This is a genomic window from Duganella sp. 3397, from assembly GCF_031456625.1.
GTDB lineage: Bacteria > Pseudomonadota > Gammaproteobacteria > Burkholderiales > Burkholderiaceae_D > Rugamonas > Rugamonas phyllosphaerae.
In genome coordinates this window covers 687095-707936 of the sequence record NZ_JAVDVB010000005.1, presented here as the reverse complement: position 1 = coordinate 707936, position 20842 = coordinate 687095, and the positions used below count along the sequence as shown (strand labels likewise).

General features: G+C 67.8%; 8 protein-coding genes. All 8 read right to left on the bottom strand.

The annotated features are described in order from the left end of the window. Positions 1-64 precede the first annotated feature (64 nt). Entirely contained in the window at positions 65-1027 is a 963-nt protein-coding gene (locus tag J2X54_RS19445) for a tetratricopeptide repeat protein (protein WP_310182747.1), read from the bottom strand. 140 nt (positions 1028-1167) lie between these two features. Continuing rightward, the gene (locus tag J2X54_RS19440; protein ID WP_310182745.1) at positions 1168-1890 is read right to left on the bottom strand and encodes a tail fiber protein; all 723 of its coding nucleotides are present in this window, start codon (positions 1888-1890) and stop codon (positions 1168-1170) included. Positions 1891-2301: 411 nt separating this feature from the next. Beyond that, positions 2302-4314, bottom strand: a complete 2013-nt coding sequence (gene recD / locus J2X54_RS19435) for an exodeoxyribonuclease V subunit alpha (RefSeq protein ID WP_310182743.1) — start codon at positions 4312-4314, stop codon at positions 2302-2304. Next, a complete protein-coding gene (gene recB, locus J2X54_RS19430; protein WP_310182741.1) occupies positions 4304-8038 on the bottom strand; it encodes an exodeoxyribonuclease V subunit beta in 3735 nt (1244 codons plus the stop codon). Before recB ends, recD begins: the two co-directional genes overlap by 11 nt. Then, complete coding sequence (gene recC, locus J2X54_RS19425; protein ID WP_310182740.1) at positions 8035-11538, bottom strand: exodeoxyribonuclease V subunit gamma; 3504 nt, start codon at positions 11536-11538, stop codon at positions 8035-8037. Before recC ends, recB begins: the two co-directional genes overlap by 4 nt. Before the next feature lie 49 nt (positions 11539-11587). After that, positions 11588-14542, bottom strand: coding sequence for an ATP-binding protein (locus tag J2X54_RS19420; protein ID WP_310182738.1), 2955 nt, complete (start codon positions 14540-14542; stop codon positions 11588-11590). 110 nt (positions 14543-14652) lie between these two features. After that, positions 14653-18480, bottom strand: coding sequence for a cellulose synthase subunit BcsC-related outer membrane protein (locus J2X54_RS19415; protein WP_310182736.1), 3828 nt, complete (start codon positions 18478-18480; stop codon positions 14653-14655). Beyond that, on the bottom strand, positions 18480-20798 hold the full coding sequence (bcsB, locus tag J2X54_RS19410) for a cellulose biosynthesis cyclic di-GMP-binding regulatory protein BcsB (protein ID WP_310182734.1): 2319 nt from the start codon (positions 20796-20798) through the stop codon (positions 18480-18482). The genes J2X54_RS19415 and bcsB overlap by 1 nt, the downstream gene beginning before the upstream one ends. Positions 20799-20842: the final 44 nt, after the last annotated feature.

Genomic DNA, 20842 nt, shown 5'->3' with positions numbered 1-20842 from the left:
GCATGCATGGTGGTTTTCCCTCGTGATCAGCGCTGCGCGGGCAACGGCGGCGCCTGTGTTTATGCTAGTTGACTGTCGATTTACCGAGATGCTCGGCCACGCGGCGGTCGAGTTCGGGCTTCCACTGCGGTGGCATCACTTGCTGCAGCAGTTGTTCAATACCTTCGATTTGCGCGAGGTCCGCCGGGTTGCTGGTGGTGGCTTTGGCCGCGCGGCTCCACATGTAAATCTTGGCCAGGCTGGCCGGCGTCAGCGCGCCGGTGGCAGGGTCAGGCGCGCTGTTGCCATACAAGATGGCAACTGGCAAATAAGCGGGCGCATACCCCTCGGAGGCGGCGTGTTCGAGCCACGCCAAGGCCAGGCCCGGGTTGGCGGCGCCGCCCTCGCCCTGTCCCAGCATCACGCCGAGGCGGTATTGGGCCACCACCATGCGGTGTTCCGCCGCCTGCTGATACCAGCTGCGCGCCGCCGCCGGGTCTTGCTGCACATCAGGATCGTTCCTGTAGTAATCGCCCAGGCGCAACATGGCCGGCGCCGAGCCGGCCTGCGCTGCCTGCGCGCACAGTGTCAGTCCGCGCACAACATCCCGCTCGACCAGCTGGCCGCGAATATGCAGTTCGCCGGCGGAGCAGTTCGCGTACGCGATACCCGACTGCACGGCCTTCTGATACCACGCCAGCGCAGCCTTGCCGTCTGCCGCGCGCCCGGTGCCGCTTGCCAGGCAATCGCCAAAAAACTGTTGCGCCGCCGGGATATGGCCTTGTGCCGCCTTTTCGAACCAGGCACAGGCAGCAACCGGGTTGCGCGCACGCCCCCATCCCTCCCGTTCCATCAATCCCAGGTTGAACCGGGCCAGGGGATTGGTGGCGGCAACGCGCGCATTTTCCTTGTAGGCAAGCGCATAGTCTTGCGCGGCCAACGCCTTGTTAGCAACAGTCAATTCAGTGACGAGGTCGCGCTCGGCGGCGCCGGCGCTCATCGTCGCCGTCAGCAAGGCCGCAGCCATCATCATATGGGCATAAAGCACAGAAAATTCCCGGCAAAGTTATTATCGGTAACATGACGCCCCACCAGCCATCGACGAGGCCGGTGGCGGGCAGCAAACGGGTGTCGACGACAACGCGATACGGCTGCACCGCGTTTCGGATCGGTCGAAGCACTTGACGGTTAGTCGCGGCTCGGATAAATGCCGTTGGTCGCGATGTAATACGTCATGGCGATATACGACGGCCGGATATCGATCGCCGAGCCCGTGCCGACGATATTCGTGTTGCCGCTGACGGTGGCGGCGCCGCCGACGACGCCGGCCATGACTGCGCCGCCCGCCACGGTAGCGGTTGCGGAACTGGCAGGCACCGTCACCGACACCGTGCCGCCACTGATGGCGCCGGCATTGAGCGTGGCATCGGGCGTGGCGCTGGAATAGACGTTGACGAGATTGCTGGTGCTCTTGCCGAGATAGTTACCCGATGGCGAAGTGACACCGCCCGAACCACCGACCACGTTCAATTTCAGTCCGGTCACCGTACCGGTTGCCGTCGCGCTGGCGATATTCACCGTGGCGTTCAAGGTCGGCAGCGTGGAGGAGACGGTCAATCCGGAGATGGCGACCGGAAGCCCGGTCACGGTGAACAGATGCGGCGGCAACTGGCTTGTCGTCAGGGTGATGGCATTGTTTCCGCCTTTGGCGCCGGCTGCGTAGTTGACGCCGTCGGCAGCAATTACAAACCTGCCGCGCAGGTCGGGCAACTTGAAGCTCGACGTGTTGCTGCTGCCATAAATGGTGCCGATCAGCGAGTACAGCGCTGCATAGCTGTTGATCGACAGATCCTGGCCGGCAGCGAGCGTAAATTGGTTATTAAAGTTGCCGAACGTATATGGCACGGCCATCACGCACATACTTGCAAGCACTGGCGTTTCTGAGCAGGCAAAGCTGGCGGGACTCCAGGCCGCCGCGACCATACCGGCGACCAGAGCGACCTGTGAACAACGATTTCTCACTGCAAATGCCATCATACCCCCCTAGGTTCTAGTAAAAACCATGTTATTGATATTTAAATAATCGCCAATAAGAAATTAATTCCTACTGGCAATCCTTAAAATAATAATTTAAAAGCCAGCGCTTGGGCAATATCTGCTCGCAATCTGTGACACAGAAACGTCGCCAATCGCAACATTTTGAACACAAAGCCGGGGGTTCGTTACAATTTGTGAGTATTTATGAATATTCGTGATTATTTGTGAGTATTTATAACGGTGCAAGTCGCTCGGGTGGCGCTTGAGAATAATCGATAATAATAATTAATTGCAACAGGATCGGCGTTGGGAAGATTCAAGCAATTCGCGCAAACCACTGGCCCGCTGCGTGCGCTGGGCTATCGCCTCGAGCAACACCTGGCCGTTCGGCGTGAGCAGGGTGAAGAACTCGCGCGCGCGGGTGATGCCGGTGTAGATAAGCTCGCGCGCCAGCACGCCGCCGCCCTCTTTCGGCAACACCAGCACCGTGTGGCGGAACTCGGAACCTTGCGATTTATGCACGGTCATGGCAAACGCCGTATCGACGTTGCGCAGGCGCGTGGCCAGTACGCTGCGCACGGTGTCGCCTTCCGAGAAGTACACGCGCAAGGCGCCGGGGCGCGCCGGGTCGGGCAAAGTCAGGCCGATGTCGCCGTTGAACACGCCGGTGCCGTAATCGTTGCGGGTGACCATGACCGGCCGGCCGACATACCATTCGCCGCTGCGACGCAACAGCCCGGCTGCCTGCAGCTGCTTTTCAATGGCGTCGTTCAAGCCGGAAACGCCCCATTCGCCGTCGCGCACCGCGCACAGGACGCGGAAGGTTTCGAATGCTTTCAGTACAGTTTGCACCCAGCCCAAGTGCTCGCCGTCGCCCTGCCCTTGGGCGACCAGGCGCAGGTAATCGCGGTAGCCGCCGGGGGCGCCCTCGCGCCCGGCCAGCGCCAGTTGCAGCAAATTCCTGGGCGCCGCCGGGTCGGTCCAGGCCACCTTGGCGCCGTCTTCGCCACCGCTGCCCGCGCGCAGGATGCGCACCGCGCTGGCCGCATCGCCGCCGTTGACCGCCAGCGCCAGCTGGCCGATCGGGCCGCCGAAGCGCATGCTTTTGCGCAGCATCACGGTTTGCTGGGCAATCGGGCCGGCACGACCGGCGTAGTGCTCCGGCAACTGCTGGCCCGTACTCGCTTGCACATACGACAAGGTTTCCGCATCGTAGCCGCCAGCCTCGGCGTGATGGCACAGGTCGCCCAGCACGGCGCCCGCCTCCACCGACGCCAGCTGGTCCTTGTCGCCGAGCAGGATCAACCTGGCGCTGGACGGCAACGCGGCCAGCAGCGCAGCCATCATTTCCAGGTGGATCATCGATGCCTCATCGACGATCAAGACATCGACCTCGAGCTGGTTGCCGGCATGATGGCGGAACGCGCGGGTATCGGGCCGTGCGCCGAGCAGGCTGTGCAGGGTGCGGGCGGCGCCCAGTTCGCGCTGCGGCATCACCGCCAGCACGCGCTGGTCAAGGCCGGCCAGCGCCACGTCGATCGATTGTTTCAGGCGTGCCGCCGCCTTGCCGGTCGGCGCGGCCAGCGCCACCCGCAAGCCGGACTGCTGGCCGCCGCTGGTGGCGAACAGCAGCGCCAGCAGGCGCGCCACCGCGTAGGTCTTGCCGGTGCCGGGACCGCCGGTAATAATGCCGAGCTTGCCGCGCATGGCCACCGCGCAGGCGGTCTTTTGCCAGTCCACGCCATCGGCCTGCTGCCCGGCCGGGAACAATATGTCGAGCCAGTGGCGCACGGCGCCGGTCTGGTCGTCGGCATCGCTGGCCAGCAGGCCGCCCAGCGCGCGGGCGCGCACGGCGTGCGCCACCTGGGTTTCATCGCGCCAGTAGCGACGCAAATACAGGCGTTCGCCGTCGAGGATCAGCGGTTGCTGGAAATCGAGGTCGCCCACCGGCCAGACTTGCTCGCACTCGGCCAGCAGCTTGCGCCAGGCGGCGACATTGCGCGGCCACGGCGCCACCGCCGCCACGGCCGCACGCAACGCGGTCCATTCCTCGCCATCGAGCCCCAGCAACGGCGCCGGGTCGCCGGCCAGTTCGGCCAGCAGCAGGCAGCTGTGGCCGCGCCCTTCCAGTTCGGACAACAGCACGCAGGCAAGCATCAGCTGCGGCGAAGCGCCGCCGAGGGAGGCGATGAAGCGGGCGAAAGCGCCGCTGAGGCGCCGCAGCCGGCCGTTTTCGGTCAGCGCATCGACTGCGGCCAGCAGTGGCACGGAAGATTGCGCAAAAGAGTCAGGCGTCATGGTGGTCCCCGGCGTCGAATAATGCGTCCAGTTGCTGTAACAGTTCCGGGTCGGGTGCGATCCAGTAGCAGCCGCGCGTGGCCGTGTTGGCGATCCCGCGCAGGAACAGGAAGACCGCGCCGCCCAGGTGCTCGGCCGGGTCGTAAGCGTCGCCCAGGCGGCTCTGCAACAGCCGGTGCAGCGCCAGCATGTAGATCGCGCCCTGGATGTCGTAGCGGTGCTCGGCCATGGCTGCCATCAGCGCCGGCTTCTGGTAGGCGGCGTCGCCGGCGCCCAGCGCGTTCGATTTGTAGTCGAGCACCCAGTAGCGGCCCTCGTGCTCGAACACCAGGTCGGCAAAACCCTTGAGCATGCCGTGCAGCTGGCGCTCGGGCAGCGATGGACGCGCCATGCCGTCCAGCAGCCGCGCCACGCACAGGCGGTCGAGCGCGCCGGTGGACAGGCGCTCGCTGGGGAACCAGAACTCCATTTCGGCCAGCGGGGTATCGATGCCAGACAGCGCAGTGTCGATGTACGGCAGCGGCGTGCGGGCGATTTCGCCCACCCAGGCCAGGGTGTCGTCGAGGCGGTTCCCCCAGCCGGCGCGTTCCACCCGGCGCGTCAAGCGCGCAGCGAAGTGCTCGTCATCGACCGTATAAAACCCCTCCTGACCCAGCCATTCGAGCTGCTCGTGCAGGAAGTTGCCGGGCACGGAGCCGCGCGGGAAGCGGTGCCACGGCGCGTCTTCCACCTTCACGGCCGGCGCCGTGGCCGGCAGGTCGGCTTCTTCGAGCAGCTTCTCCTGGGCGGCGTCGCGCGGCACCGGCAGCGGCGGCAGCGCAGTCATCGCATCGCCGCCGATGGTGGCGGTGGGACCGGTGCGCCGCGCCAGCGAGCTGAAACTGCCTACCGACCAGTCGCGCTCGAAGCGGCCCGTGTAATGAGGGGCATCGACCAGTTGCGGGCGGTCGTCCACCCGGTGCAGCATGGTCGCCGGCGTGCCATCGCCATCCAAAGGGGTGATGGCGATCGCCGGGCAGTCCTTGCAGGTGTCGGTCCAGCGCGCGATCATGGCGTCGGTCGGTAGCGGCGCGCCGCCGGTGAGCAGGTAGCCGAGCGCCGAGTCGTGCAGGCTGTTGGCGCCGCCCTTGCGCGCGCCCAGCGCGGCCACGCCCAGCCACAGGAAGTGGCGCGCGCGGGTAAGCGCCACGTACAGCAGGCGCAGGTCTTCCTGCAGGCGGGCGTTTTCCACCAGCGCCAGCGCGGTCTCGGTCAGCGCCATGTCGATGCGGCGCGTGCCGTCACCATCGCTGAATTCGAAGAAACTGCGGTTGCGCCGGTCCACCTTGCGCGCGGTGACCGCGAACGGCAGGTACACCAGCGGGTATTCCAGGCCCTTGGATTTGTGGACCGTTACCACTTTTACCAGTTCGGCGTCGCTTTCCAGGCGCAGCACCCGTTCGTCGCCGGCGCCCTCCCCGGTTTCGATCTGCTCGGCCAGCCAGCGGATCAGCGCCTGTTCGCCGTCGAGCTGGCGGCTGGCCGATTGCAGCAGTTCGGCCAGGTGCAGCAGATTGGTCAGGCGCCGCTCGCCGCCCGCCTGCAGCAGCAAGGCAGCGGGCAGTTGCAGCTCGTGGATGAAGCGGCGCAGCATGGCCAGCACGCCCTGGCGCTGCCACACGATGTGCAGCGCCTTGAGCTGCTCCACCCGCGCTTCCCACGCCAGTTCGTCGGACGACAGCGCGGCCAGTTCGGCCAGCGGCAGGCCGGCGGTGCGGGTGGCGTAGGCGGCCCGCGCCAGGCCGCCATCGAGCGGATTGGCCACCGCCGACAGCCAGCGCAGCACGTCGCCGGCCTCCTCGCTGTTGGTGACCGAATCCTTGTCGGACAGGTACACGCTGGCCACTTTGCGCCGTTGCAGCGCGCGGCGGATGGCGGCGGCCTCGTTACGGTCGCGCACCAGGATGGCGATATCGGCAGGCTTCAGGCGTTCGCGCCCCTTGGGGCCGTCGAAGCCGACTCGCGCGTCGTTGAGACGGGCGACGATGTCTTCGGCGCAGTGGTTGGCAAAAAATTCGCGGTACTGGTCGCTTTTGAGTTCCCGGTCGGTGCAGGCCACCACCAGCGCAGGCGCTTCCCCGGCGCTGCCCACCAGCCGGTCGGCACGGCCTTGCGCCGCCACCGCCTCGAACGGCAGCGGATTGTTGCGGGTGCCGGGATCGCGGAAGCGGAAGGCGCCGCGACCGAAGCCGCCGGCGTCCAGCGTCCCTTCGGCGTTGAGGAACAGGTGGTTGACTGCCGCCACCACCGGGCCGGTGGAACGATAGTTGGTGCCCAGCTGGTAATGGCGGCCCTCGGTGGCGCTGCGCGCCGCCAGGTAGCTGTGGATGTCGGCGCCGCGGAAGCCGTAGATCGACTGCTTGGGGTCGCCGATCAAAAACAGGCCGGTGTTGCGGTCGTTGTCAGCCACCCGGTACAGCAGGTTGAAAATCTGGTACTGGTTGGGCGCCGTGTCCTGGAACTCGTCCACCAGCGCCACCGGGTATTGTTCGACGATGCGCTGGCGCAGCGCCGCCGCGTTCTCGCCTTGCAGCGCGGCGTTCAGGCGGTCGAGCATGTCGGCAAAGCCGAACTGGCGGTTGCGTTTTTTCAGCTCGGCCATGCGCAGCGCCACTGCGCCGGCGGCGTGGCGGTACAGGGCATGGGCCAGCGGCTCGAACTGGTCGAGCGCCTCTTTCAGGGTGGCGATGGCGTCGAAGTCGTCGGGCACGGCCGCGTGGCTGTCCTTGGAAAACGCGTCGGCGATGCCGTCCGGCGTGAGGCGATTCCAGGCGGTGGCGGTAAGGTCCGGCATGACGGCAGCGGGGTCGAGGGCCCACGTCCGCAGCGCCTCGAACCACGCGGCCACCGAGGCGGCACGCATCTTGACGCCATTGAAGAACTTGGGCGTGGCGGCGGTGAGCTCGGCGATCCACTGCTCCATGCGGTTGGCGCGGTCCACCCAGCCGGCTTTGAGGCTTGCCAGTGCGGCCTGCTGTTCGCGCTGCACGGTGGCGATCAGGGCGCCGAGAGACAATGCAAGATCCTGCTCGCCGATGATGTCGGCGCGCCGCACCAGGTCGCGGATCGAGCGCTTGAGTACCTCGACGTCGCCCCAGCATTGCAACAGGGCTTCGAGTTGGGGAGCGGCCAGTGGGTAGACCTGCTGGCGCCAGTAATCGTTGGCGGCGTCTTCGAACAGCGCCTGCTCGTCGCTGACCAGTTCTTCGTCGAACAGGCTGCCGCTGTCGAACGCGTGCTCGCGCAGCATGCGCTGGCACCAGGCGTCGATGGTGAAGATCGCCGCTTCATCCATGGTTTCCGCCGCCAGCATCAGGCGGTGGGCGGCGCGCTGGCGCTCGCTGCGATCGGGGTACGATTCGAGGATGGCGTCAAGATAAGCGTCCGGTGTGACCGCGTCGAGATCGTCATTATCGACGCTACGGAAGTACGCGGCTGCAGCCACCAGCCGTTCGCGCACGCGGTTGGACAGCTCGCGCGTGGCGGCGCGGGTAAAGGTCATCACCAGGATGTCGGCCGGCAGCAGCGGGCGGATGAAACCGTCGTCGCCGCCGTGGCCCAGCACCAGCCGCACGTACAGCGCGGCAATGGTCCAGGTCTTGCCGGTGCCGGCGCTCGCTTCGATCAGGCGCGAGCCGTGCAGCGGAAAGGTCAACGGTTCCAGCTTGTTTATGGTGTTGCTCATGCTGCGTCCCCGCTGTCGATCGGCGTCATGGTGATACATTGTTCGAGCCAGCGCGCCAGCGGCCCATACAGGTCCTGCGATACCCGTTCGAAATCCGGCTGCGCCGACAAGGCGCTGTAATCGGGCCACAGGCGCGCCAGGCACAGGTCCTGGTTTTCGCCTTGCAGCTCGAAGCCGCCGTCGTACACCGTGCGCGGGTCGGCTTTACTTTCACCCTCCCCCACCAGCGCCAGCGCCGTCTTGCAGGCAGTGGGCAAGGGACGATCCATGCCGTCGCGCCACAGCGCGGCCAGCACGCGCAGCGCCTGCATGGCTTCGTCGCCGGCCAGAGGATCCATGGTGACGATCATGTCGCGCGCCACCAGGTAGCCGGTCACGGGCAGGCCGGCAGCGGCGGCGGCCAGCTGGCGTATCCACATGGCGATCAGCTTGTCGCCGCGCGCGCGGCCCTGCTTGTCGGCCACGCGCGACGACATCTGCATCAGCCACACGGTACTGGCGCCGTCGCTGCGCAATTGATCGAGCCAGTCGTCGAGCTGGGCCGGCCCCAGGTCCAGGCTCAATGCCAGCTTGGGCGCCGGCTGGCTGTAGCGCTGGCGCAGCGTGAGCCAGGCATGACGCACCGGCGCCAGCGACGTGACCAGCTGGCGCTGATACTGGCGTCCGACCAGGCCGATCGGCAGCGCGCCCTGGCGCGCCAGCTGTCCGGCGCGTTCGGTGAGCTTGTCGGCGATGTCTTCCAATTGTTCGGTATCGGCGTCGTCGTCGAGCATGGTGTCTTCGAGCAGGTAGCGCTCGAGCGCATTGAACGAAAACGGTTCCTCGTCGTCGCCCAGCTGCGCGGCCTCGCCGAACACCACGGCCAGCCGCTCGCGGAAGAAGTAGCGCACCGGCTGGCGCAAAAAGCCGGCCAGCGCGCCGAGCTTGAGGCGGTACTTGTCGTCCAGCGCGAACGGCGGCAGCACGTCTGCCGGCGCCGCATCTTCGGCGCCATCGACACCAGCGCCAGTGTCGGTACCGTCGTGCGCTGCGCGCCACTCGCGCGCATAGGTCAGCAAGCCATTGTGCTCGAAGTAGCGGCGGCTGAACGGTTGCAGCGCATGCTCGGTGGTGCGTTCGGCCAGGTCCATGTCCTCGTCTCCGCTCCAGCCGGCTCGCAGGTAATCGCACAGCTGCGACACCAGCACCGACGGCGGCTGTTCGCTGTTGTCGCGCACATTGCGGCCCACCCAGCTGATATACAGCTTTTCACGGGCAGCCAGCACCGCTTCGAGCATCAGGTAGCGGTCATCGTCGCGGCGCGAGCGGTCGCCGGGGCGCGCCATGCCGGGCCAGGCCAGCAGGTCGAAGTCGGCCTTGGGCGCGCGGCGCGGGAAGTCGCCGTCGTTCATGCCCAGCAGGCACACCACGCGGAACGGCACCGCGCGCATCGGCATCAGGGTGCAGAAGGTGACGCCGCCGGAGACAAACTGGTGGTTCAGGGTGGGTTCGTCCATCAGGCCCAGCCACGCTTCGCGCAGCACGGCCAGCGGCACTTGTTCTTCGAACTGGGCGCCTTCGCAGGTCTCGAGCCAGTTGTTGAGCGCATCGTCGAGCTGCGCCAGGGTCAGGCGGTCGCCCTCGTCGCCGGCCTTGAAGAACGCGGCCATCAGCGCGCGCGCCTGCACGCCCCAGTCGGCCGGCGTGCGCGCCTGCGCCAGCGCGGCGCGCCAGTACAGCAGCGACTCGACCAGTTGCGCCAGCGAGCCGGCCAGCGCGGCATCGAGCCCGCCCACTTCGCCATACGGTTCGATGCCGGCAAAGCTGGCGGTGCGGCCGCCCTCTTCGCGGCCGCCGCCGCTGGCATAGCCAAGCAACATGCGGCGCACGCCAAAGATCCAGGCATTCTGTTCGCCGGCCGAGCCGAGACCCAGTCCGCTGCGGTGCTCGAGGTCCAGCCCCCAGCGCACGCCCGAGCCTTCGATCCACTGGCCCAGCGTGGCCAGGTCGTCGTCATCGAGGCCGAAGCGCGCAGCCAGCGCCGGCACGTCGAGCAGGTCGCGAATTTCGCTCTGGCGGCAGCGCTGCTGCGGCAACCGCAGCAACCACTCCAGCGCGACCAGCAGCGGATTGACGCTGCGGTCGTTGACGTCGCCGATCTCGAACGGGATGTAGCGCGCGTCGCTGCGCCGGTGCTGGCCGAACACCGCGTGGATGGCGGCGGTAAAGGTGTCGATGTCGGGCACCATCACCACCACGTCGCGCGGGCGCAGCGGCGCGCCGTCCCTGGCGTGGTCGGCGAACATTTGCAACAGCTGGTCGTGCAATACCTCCACTTCGCGCTGCACGCTGTGGGTGACGTGGAATTCGATCGAGCGGTCGGTCGCAGCGGGCGGCACGTGCGGATGCTCGGACAGCGGCAGCAAATCGCGCACGGCGGCCTGCACCTGGGCCAGCAAGGTCTCGCCCTCGTCGTCGCCGAACAGGTCCACGCGCAGCGGCACGGTGTTACCACCCGCTGCATCGTCGTCGGCAGCGGCGGCGGCAGCCGATGCTGCCTCGTCGAACTCGTCGAGCATGCGGATGAAGTCGCGGCCCTGGCGCCCCCAGCTGGCCAGCAGCGGGTGGCTGTGCGCGTGCAGTTCCTCGAGCGGCAGCGCGCCCAGGTCCTGGCCGTTGCGCAGCTGCTGGCGCCGGTACGCGGAGCGCAGCAGGTCGCGGCCCTCGATAATGTCGCCCCAGTAGTAGCGGCACGGATTGGGCACGGCCAGCACCACCTGGGTGTGGCGCGCCAGCGTGGCGAGCGCCTCCAATGTCTGGTACGGCAGCGCCGAGACGCCGAAGATGACGATGCGGCGCGGCAGGCGGCCCAGCGGCAGTTCACCGGCGGCGCTGGCGCGCACGAATTCGGTGTGGACGGTGGCGCGGCCCAGCGCGCGCTCGTGCGGTTCGACGTCGTCTATCACGGCGCGCCACAACTGGCCCTGCCAGCACTGCGCCTCCGGCAGTGCCATGACTTGGCCACAGGCGCAGCGCAGCTGGTCGCGGCCGGCGGCCCAGTCGTCGAGCCAGTCGGCGCGGTACACCTGGTACTGGTCATATAGGTCGGCCAGCCGTTCGGCCAGTTGCAGCCGCCGTTCGGGCTCGCCGTCGGCCAGAAAATGGCGCAACGGCGCAAACACCGGGTCGGCCAGCAAGGTTGGCAGCAGGCGCATCAGGCGCCAGGTGAGCGGGCCCTTGTCGAACGCGGAGCGGCGCGGCACCCGCTCGCGGCCCAGCATGCCGCGATAGGTCTCCCACAGGAAGCGGGCCGGCAGCGCCACCCGGGTGGCGGCGCACACGCGCATTTCCTCGGCCAGCGCGATCTTGAGCCACTCGGCCACGCCGTTCGACTGCACCAGGAAGGTCTCGGGCTCCAGCGGCCGCAGCGGATGGTTGTGCAGCCACTGGAACACGGCCGCGCGCAGCTGCTCCATCTGGTTGCCGTGCAAAATCAACAGGCCGGGAGTGATACTGGACATGGGGTTCTTGGCTGCGTGGCGAAACGCGTATGAAAACCGTATTATCGCCCTAGCCGGGGTCGTAAGCCAGCAGTTCCTGCTCCATGTGCGGGCCCAGCAGCAGCAACAGCGCGTGCATCTGCGCCACCAGCGCGCAAGCCCTGGCGATATCGGCGTCCCGGCGTCCCTGTTCCAGCGCCAGGCACAGGTTGCCGAAGCGCATGGCGCCCACTGCGCGCGCCGACGACTTCAGGCGGTGGCCCAGTTCCGATAACCGCGCCAGGTCGGCGGCAGCCAGTGCGGCGTCGATTTCCACCATGGTCTCGCGCGCCGAGTCGAGGAACAGCAGCGTGTACTTGCGCATCTTGTCCGGCTTGCCGGCAAAGGTTTGCGCCAGCGCGTAGATGTCGAACAGGTCGCCCTCTGCCGGCGGCGCTGGCGGCGACGGTGGCAACGCCTGCGGCTGCGCTGGTTGCGGATGATGCGCATCCGGCCGCAGGTCGGCCAGCGCGGCCTGCAACACCGCAGCACCGGCCGCCGTGGCGCTGCCGTCGGCCATGGTGAAGAACGACGGCGGCGGCGGCGCCAGCGGCCGCGGCGCCGCGGACGGCGTGGCGGCGCGCTGGGCCAGCCACTTGGCCAGGGTGGCAAACAGCAGCCGTGGCGCGACCGGCTTGGTGACGAATTCGTCCATGCCGGCGTCCATGCAGCGCTGCTGGTCTTCGCGGCCGGCGTTGGCGGTCATGGCGATCACCAGGGTGCCGGACAGTTTCGGGTGGGCGCGGATCAGGCGGGTGGCCTCGAAGCCGTCCATGACCGGCATCTGCACGTCCATCAACACGCAATCGAAGCGCTCCTTGAGCAGCAGGTCGATCGCTTCCTTGCCGTTGTTGGCCACGCACACGGTGGCGCCGCCGTCTTCCAGCAGTTCCTGCCCCACCTGCTGGCTGAAGATATTGTCCTCCACCAGCAGGATCGAGGCGCCGCGCAGGCTCTCGAACAGGCCGGCCTGCAGCGGGTCGACCGCGCTGGTGTCAGCGCTACCCGGCACGCCAGCGTCGTCGTCCATGGCCAGGGCATCAAACGGGAGGTCCAGGCGCGCCGTGAACCAGAAAGTGCTGCCTGCGCCGGGCCGGCTCTCCACCCCCACCCGGCCGCCCATCAACTCCGCCAGCTGCTGGTTGATGACCAGTCCCAGGCCGGTGCCGCCGTAGCGGCGGGTGGTGGAATTGTCGGCCTGCTGGAACGACTGGAACAGCTGCGCCACCTGGTCCTCGCTCATGCCGATGCCGCGGTCCTGCACCTCGAAGCGCACCAGCAGGTGCTGGTCATGCTGTTCCAGCAGGCGCGCGCGCACATGCACCCGGCCCCGCTCGGAAAACTTGATGGCGTTGCTGGTGAAATTGATCAGCACCTGCTCGAGCCGCAGCGGGTCGCCGCGCAGCTGGCGCGGCAGGTCGGGATTGATGTCGTAGACCAGTTCCAGCCCGCGCGCGGTGGCCAGGTCGCCCAGCTGGCTGGTCAGATTGGTGAGCAGCCGGTCGATCGAAAAATCGAGTACTTCGAGGTCCATCTTGCCCGCCTCGATCTTGGAAAAATCGAGAATGTCGTTGATGATGCCCAGCAGGTGCTGGCCCGAATGGTAAATCTTTTGAAGGTAGTCGCGCTGCTTGGGATGGGTAACGCTCTTCAGCGCCAGGTGTGCCATGCCGATGATGCTGTTCATCGGCGTACGGATCTCGTGGCTCATGTTCGACAAAAAGTCGCTCTTGGCGCGGTTGGCAGTGTCGGCCCGCTGCTTCAACCGGTGCATCTCCGTGACGTCGGTCGAGACGCCGATCACCGCCGCCACCGAACGCCCCAGCGTGACCGGCACCCGTACGCTCCAATGGTACTGCGTCACGCCGCCTTGACCGGCATGCTGCGTTTCACTGGCGCGCTTGAGACCGTCGGCAAACACCGGCTCCTCCAGCGCCCACACGGCATCGGCCTTCTCTTCCGGCATCAGCTCGCGATCGCGCCGTCCGACGATCTGCGCCGCCGGCAGCCCCAGGTGCTCGGCCATCTTCGGGTTGACGTAGAGGTAGCGGCGGTACTGATCCTTCATGTAGACGTGGGCGTCGAGGTTGTTGAGCACCGTGTCGAGCATCACCCGGTGCTTGACCGCGCGCCGCTGCGACCGGTACAGCACGGCCAGGTAGCTGTACAGCAGCAGCGTGCCGGCGCCGCCCGCCACCCCGGCCGCCAGTGGGAAGTACACGTCAAAACCATTGCGCAATGCCTGCTTGCGCACCCGGAAGCGCGCCTTCCATAACGCCCCGTTGAAATCGACAGGCAGCACCGACTCGAAATAATCGGCGGTCGCCATGGCCGCAACAGGTTCGGCGCCACGCTCGCTGAACAGCAGCCGGTCGCGCGGCTCGATCACCAGCCGGCGGCGGTCGGCATCGACGCTGCCGTCCGCGTACAGGTCCAGCTGCACGCCGCGCACCATGGTCTCGTCCAGCACCACCTGCATCAGCCTGGCGACCGAAAAGTTCAGACTCACCATGCCGCGATACGCAGCCCGCCGCTGCGCTGCATCAACCTGCGCCAGGCCGGGACGGTAGACTGGCAGGCGCATGCCGAGCACCCCCTCGGCCCCAGCCGGGGCGGTGCCCGGATGGACGACGACCGCCGCACCGGAGTCGGGCTCCCAGGTCATCGACACCACGGCCGGAAACTGGCGTGGCAGCTCCAGGCCATCGACGTATTGCAGGATCTGGCGCCGGTCGGCATCGTCGCTGGCCCGCACCAGCGCCGCCAGCCCGCGCGTGACACCGGCGTACGCCTTGATGCGCACGGAAATCGCGTATTGGGTGCTGCGCGCCACGTGGTCGAACCGCTGGCGCGCATCGGCATCGACAATGCGTTCGCCCACGAAATACGCGGCCACGCCCACGGCCACGGCCAACGCCCACCCGGCGCCCCACAGCAGCAGCCGCGCGGCGTTGAATCTACTGGTACTGGTACCCGATGTGAGCATGAGATGGTTTCACGAATGCAAAAAGTTGCAACGGAAGCATACTATTAATGCCAGAATGAAACCAGTGGAAGAATTGGTGAGAATTGCTCAAGTTAGGTTGAAACTGGCTATCAGCGCACCGGTGCCGGCACCGGCGGGAACGGCACCGGCCTGGCAGCCACGCCGTCGGGCGCAAACCGCAGGTACAACATGAAGCGGTTCGGTGCGTAGTCGATCGAACGGTCCAGGCTGAAACTGCCGCCGATAAACATATTCTTGCGCACCTGGTATTCCAGCGTGGTCGCCAGCGAACGGCCGACGCTCTTGCTGGTGCCGGCGCCGGCGCCGTAGCGCGGCTCGAAGAAATTGGTGGCGACCAGGGCGTCGGCCTGGCTTTGCAATGCACTGTCGGTCGGAAAATAATCGGCCGCCCTGGTCTGTGACAGCGACCGCGAGACGGCGCCGCGCACCGTGAACGACAGGCGACCGATGCGCTCGCCGTAAGTGACCGGCAGCGACACCGATTTATACGAGGCCGGGCTGTAATAGCCGCCGTGCCCGAAAGTGTATTCGCCCACGTTCTTGGTGAAGCGCCAGACCATCGCCGTCACGCCCACCGACAACAGCCGGTTGTCGGTATTGATCACGCGGCCGATCAGGCCCCCCATCCATTGCAGGCGGCGGTTGGTCTGCACATCCTTGCCGGTAAAACTGTGGACGCCGGCGTTGGTCCACAGGCCCAGGGCGCCGCCGTCGTCGCGGCTGGCGGACAGCGTCATGCCGTTCTGCGTGACACCGCCCCATACCTTGCCGGTGGCCGGGTCGGTCATGCCGGCGTAGGACAGCAGGCTCGACGTCAGCGCCCGGCGCGACGCTTCGACCGCGTAGCCGACCGGTCCCAGGTCGCCCTGGTACGTGACCCCGCCAACCAGCGTGGTCACGGGGAAGCCCAGCGGCGTGGTGCCCACGTCAGCCTTCCATGGACCGCGCTCCCAGCCCGCGTTCAAGGCGATGCCGTGCGCGTTCTGGCTGGCCGCTGGCGCCGTGCACCGCGGGAAGCACAGCAGCACCGTGCCGGCGTTGCGCGCGTCCGGCAAGGCCGGATCGAGCAGGCCGCCACGGATGTCGACGATGTCGGCGCGCAGCGCCACCCGGTCCGGCCCCGGCTGGCGCAACTTGTATTCCAGCGCCAGGGTATCCATGCCCAGTTGCGACAGGCCGGGCGTGCCGCTGCGCGCCTCGTGGTTGAGCGCACTCGATACCCAGGCCTCGCGCTTGTCCAGCAGTTCCGCCAGGCGGTTGACCCGGTACGATTCCAGCACCGGGCCGGCCAGGGCATTGCCTTGCTGGTAGTAGCCGATGGCCTGGTCCACCTGCCCCGCGCGCACGGCCAGCCCGCCCGCGCGGTCGAGCAGCGCCAGGTTGCCGGGATGGGCGGCCAACGCCGGCCACACCAGGCGGGCCGCGCCGGCCTGGTCATCCAGGTCGACCAGCGCACTGGCCAGGTCGGCGGCCACCTGCGGATCCTGCGGCGCGCCGCCAGCGAGCAAGCGGTCGATCTCCGCGCGCGCCTCGGTGCGCTGTCCTGTCTCCACCAGCAGCTCCACCAGCGCAGCGCCATGGCTGGCGTTATCCGGTTCCAGCGCCTGCAGCTTGCGGTAGCTGGCCAGCGCCGGTGCCGGCTGTCCCATCGCCCTTTCGATGCGCGCTCGTTCGGCCCGGAGCGGCGCGCTATCGTCATGCGCGGCCAGGCGCGGCGCCAGCGCCTGCAAGGCGTCCGGGTATTGTCTGGCGCCACGCAGGCGCCGTGCGGTGGCCAGCGCAATGGCGTCCGCCGCCGTATCCCACGCGGTGGCGTCCTGCGCCGACAAGGTGGCCGGCTGCAAACCGTTGAGGACGGCCAGCGCCTCGGCGCTAGCCCCGGCGTCCGACAGGATGCGGGCGCTGCGGATCGCCTGGTCGGGATTGATGTCCTTCGGCAGGACTTTCAAGGCCGCCAGCGCCGCAGAGGGCGCCTCGATATCGGCCATGGCATCGGCGAGGTCGAGCAAGCGGTCCGGTTCGGCCGCGTAGCGCTGGGCTGCGGCCTGCAGCCCGGCCAGCGCAGCGGTGCGTGCGCCGCTCAGCGCCTGCGCGCGTGCGCGCTGCGTGGCCAGACCGACCTCGAAGCGGCCCGCCTGGCGCTGCATCTCCGGCGTGCGCTGCTCAGGCTTGATCGTGGCCAGCATGGCCAGCGCCTCGGCCTCGCGCGCCTGGTTACCCTGGAATAGCGCATAGGCGTAGCGTGCGGTTGGATCGTCGGGATGGGCTGCCAGCAATTGGTCGAACGCGGCAAAGCCGCGCTGCGGTTCGCCTTGGGCGGCATAGGCGCGTGCCATCGCGTAGCGCAGCCAGGGGTCGGCGTCGTCCAGCGCCGCTGCCTGTTCGTAGAGTTCCAGGGCGCCGCGCGCATCGCCTGCCGCTACCAGCGCGTCGCCCTGCTGTTGCAGGCGCGTGGCGCGGCTGAGCGCGATATCGCGCTGCAACGCCTGCCGTTGTGCGGGCGGCGCCTGCGCGGCGAGTTGTTCCGCTTCGGCGTCGCGGCCCTGGCGCTGGAAGAATTCAACCGTGTCCGCGCGCGCGCCCGACGGTTCAGGCACCACGGCCAGTGCCTGCCGCAACAGCTTTTCGGCCTCGGCGTGATTGCCACGCAGCTCGGCCAAGCGGGCCTGTGCCAGCAGCACCGCAGGTTCGCCCGGATCGAGCTCACGCGCCTGGCCGAGCAGGCGCGCGGCCAGCGCATAATCGACGGCACCGGCAGCGCCTTCGGTAGCATCGCGCGCGGCCCGCATCAGGCCCCAGAATCGGGCGGTGCGCTCCATCGATTTCCAGCGCCGCTGCTGCTCGGGATCGGCACGCTGGGCGCGCTGGAACTGCTGCTGCGCCTGGTCGTGCAACCCCTGGCGCAGATAAACCGTGCCCAGTCCACCCAGCACGTCACCATCGTTCGGCCGCGTCAACAGGGCCTGGTTGAATTTTTGTTCGGCCTGTTCGAGCTGGCCGGCCTCGAGCAGCGCCAGGCCGTCAAGATGGGCGCGGTAGCCGGGGTCGGCCAGAAGCTGGCGGCGCTGCTCGATGCCGCGCACCAGGGCGGCACGCTGCTCACGCACCGCGCTATCCTCGCCGCTTTCGTCCTGCATGTAGCGGTCGATCAGGACCAGGCTGGCGGGTTCGGGGTCAAGCGCCAGCATGGCGCTGCGCCAGATATCGCGCGCCGCCGCCCCGAACCGGGGCATGGCGCTGATGCGCATCACCGCGGTGAGCGCGGCGCCGTTGTTGGGCCGCTGGTTCAGATCGAGCCTGGCCACGGCCAATTGCAGCGCAATATTGTCGGGCTGCTGGCGCAGCAGTTCGCGCAGGCCCAGGTGCGCCTTGTCGCGCCCGTCTTTGGTACGGGCCAGCACCTGGTAGTAATCCATCTGCATGGTGCTGTCGAGCGGCTGGCTGGCCTTCATCGCGTCCATGATGCGCAGTGCTTCGTCCACGCGGCCCGAGCGGGCCAGCGCGCGCGCGCTGCGCCAGCGCTGGGCGCCGTCGCCCTGCTGTTGCTTCTGCTGCGCCTGGTACAGCGCCAGCGCCGGATGACGGGGGTTGAGCCGCTGCAGGCGGGCGATGGCGGCCGCCGCTGCGGGAGCGCGCTGCAGGCGCAGCTCGATCATGGCCAGGCGTCCCAGCGCGTCCTGGTGGTCGGGCGCCAGGCGCAGTACCTTGTCGAGCGCCACCAGCGCCAGCTCGTCGTTGCCGCGCTCTTCCCAGAAGCTGGCGCGCCTGAGCACGGCATCGACGGCGCCGGTGTCCGCGCGCGCGGCCGGCGTCGGCACGGACGCGGATGCGGATGCGGCCAGCGCAGGCAAGGTGCTAGCCGGCGCGGCCAGGCATGCCGCCGCCAGCCACAAGGCCGCTGGACGCAGACGGGCCATCAGCGCTGGTCCACTTTCAGGCGGCGCGCGGCGATCGCGCGCAGGGAGCGCCACAGCGCAAAGGCGATCACCAGCACCGCCAGCACGCCCATCAAGCCCAGCAGGACCGGGTGGCCGGACATGTGGAACCAGATCAGGGTCCACCACGGCAGCTCGCCGAGCTTGTAGGTGTCGCCCACCAGCATGCTCTCGACGCGCTTGCCGCTGACGAACGCAGCGCTGCCTTGCAAGCTGCGCACGGTCACCTCGTCGGCCAGCGCATCGAGCACTTGCAGCATGTCCTGCGGCGTGCCGGCGGTGACCGCCACCACGCTGCGGCCGGCCGTGATCGGCGATTCGAAGCCGGTCATCAGCGCCATCGGTCCGCTGCCGCTCAGCGACTCCGAGCTGGCCACCTGCGGATCGGGGTTGGTGCCAAAGCCCAGCCAGTCGAACAGGCTGCTGGCGGTCGATACCGGCTGGCTGATCTTGCGGGTGCGGCCGTCCAGCGCTGCGGGCAGCTTGGCCGACCAGCGCTGCAACAGCTTTTGCTGGCCGGCGGCGCCGATGACCAGCAGGTCGCGGTCCTTGAGCAGGGTGTCGTTGCCGGCGGTAGTCACTTCCACCAGCGTGGCCGGGTAACCGGTCGATTCGCCCACCCGGCCCAGCAACCCCAGCATCACTTCGATATCCTGCGCGGCAGGCGCGTCGGGCAGCACCACCGTGGTCTGCGCCAGGTCGGCAAACTTGGAAAACGGGAAGCCGGCGCTGGCGAAGTAGCCGAGGTTCGGCATCTCGGCATAGTGCGGGTAGCCGGAGAAGTCGATGGTCGAATCGGCATCGATCATGGCGCGCACGTTGTCGATCTGGGTTTCGCACGGCCCTTCCTTCTGGTAGCTGAACGAGAACGAATACTGCATCTGGTTGCGGCTGCCCAGTTTGAACGCGGGCACCAGCACTTCCTTGCCGTCACCGAGCAGGCCGTTTTCCAGCAGCGGCAGCACCAGGTGAGCCGAGTCGCCGCCCTGGCCGGACGAGCGCAGGTTGAGCGACGCCAGCAGTTCATCGTTGATGCTCATGCTCATGCGCGATTCGCTGGCGCGGATCGGCGGCGTATAGCGGAACTTGAGCGATACCGGCACGCCGCGGCTATGCCAGGTAAACAGGTCGGGCGGAATGCGCAAGTTAATGCGCACCGGCGCCGGCGCGTGGCCGAACACCTGCAACTGCTGCTTGTCTTCCACCAGCTCGCCGAATTTGACCGGGCGGTCCATGCGCACCCAGTTGGGCGCATCGTAGGCGGCGCGCGGACGCTCGGTGCGCGAGGCGGCCACCGCGATCTGGCTGCCGCTCATCGCGGCGCTGCCGCGCGCCAGGGCGTCGGCGGCAGCCTTCAAGTCGGCGGCATCACGCCCGCCAACGAGCAGCAGCAAACCGAACGGATCGGCCGGATTGCGGATCACCGAAATCGACGGGCCGGCAAATGGCGCCAGCGTCGCCAGCGCCGCCGGCCGTTCGGTATTGGTCGCAAACACCACCGCGTGGCCTTGCGGCAGCTGGTTCAGCGTGACCGGGAAACGGCTGCCGCGCCAGGCGGCCAGCTTGCCGAACCACGAGGCGCTGACCGCTGCGGCGCGCAAGGTGGCGTGCGTAGGCTTGGCGGCAAAGACGAACGGCAGCGTCAGGCGGCGGCTGTCGCGCAGGTCGAAGAACGGTTCGGGCAGCCGCGCCAGGTCGGTGGCTACCGCCAGCGGACGCACCGTCAGTTGCAGCGTACTGGCGCCGCTCACTTCGGCCCACAGGCTCGAGTGCAGTGCGTCTTCGCACTTGTCTGTGTAATGGCCGATGAACTGCAGCGCCAGCGCGTTGTAGTCGGTGAGCACACGCGGGTCGATCTCGATGTCGCTGGTGAGGGTTTTGCCGGCGTTTTCCGGTGTGACCGGCAGCACCGTCAGCACCTCGTCGTTGAGCAGCACCTTGATGTGGGACTGGCCCGGGATCAGGGCCGGCGAGTAGCTGTAACGCAGCCGCAGCACGGCGCGCGTGACCAGTTCGTCGGCACGTGCGCCGAAACGCACGACCTCGATGCCGTTGGTGGTGCGCAGCCGCAGCACCGTGCCGCCGCCCATGCCCGACAGCGGATAGGTGCGCGTGACGGCCGGGCCGGCGCCATCGGCGGCGCCGGTCGTCACCGGCGCAGTGATCGGCGCAGACAGCGGCGCAGACATCGGGCCAGCGGCGGGCATTGCCGTCGGTCCGCTGGCCGGCTTGGTCGGGCCTGGCGCGGCGGTCAGCACGCAGCTGGTCAGGCTCAGGATAATCAGTAAAAGTCGGCGCATGGTAGTCACTGTCGTCAAGGTCGTTGTCTGGTATTGAAAGGGAG